The organism is Methanoculleus sp. UBA413 (genome assembly GCF_002502935.1).
GTDB classification, from domain to species: domain Archaea; phylum Halobacteriota; class Methanomicrobia; order Methanomicrobiales; family Methanoculleaceae; genus Methanoculleus; species Methanoculleus bourgensis.
This window is the reverse complement of the sequence record NZ_DAQR01000141.1, coordinates 6,983-7,195: the sequence shown is the minus strand read 5'-3', so window position 1 is coordinate 7,195 and position 213 is coordinate 6,983. Positions and strand designations below refer to the sequence as shown.

1 pseudogene is annotated in these 213 nt (G+C 62.9%); it reads left to right on the top strand.

Features of this window, described 5'->3' with window-relative positions:
• Positions 1-213: pseudogene (locus BP858_RS12230) on the top strand (S26 family signal peptidase); the annotation flags it as partial.

The following is a 213-nucleotide window of genomic DNA, read 5'->3' as shown; positions in this document are numbered from 1 at the left end:
GCGATGACCTACGTCGATACCGCCACCGTGGAGCAGTCGGCGCTCGGTGATTACTATGCCGACCCGCACAGCGGCTACATCACCAAGGGGGACAATAACCCGTATATCGACCAGGGGAACCTCAGGATCCCGGGCGTCGGGGTGGTTGAACCGGTCGAGAAGGAGTGGATCATCGGGAAGGCCCTCGTCGCGGTGCCGCTCATCGGCTACCTG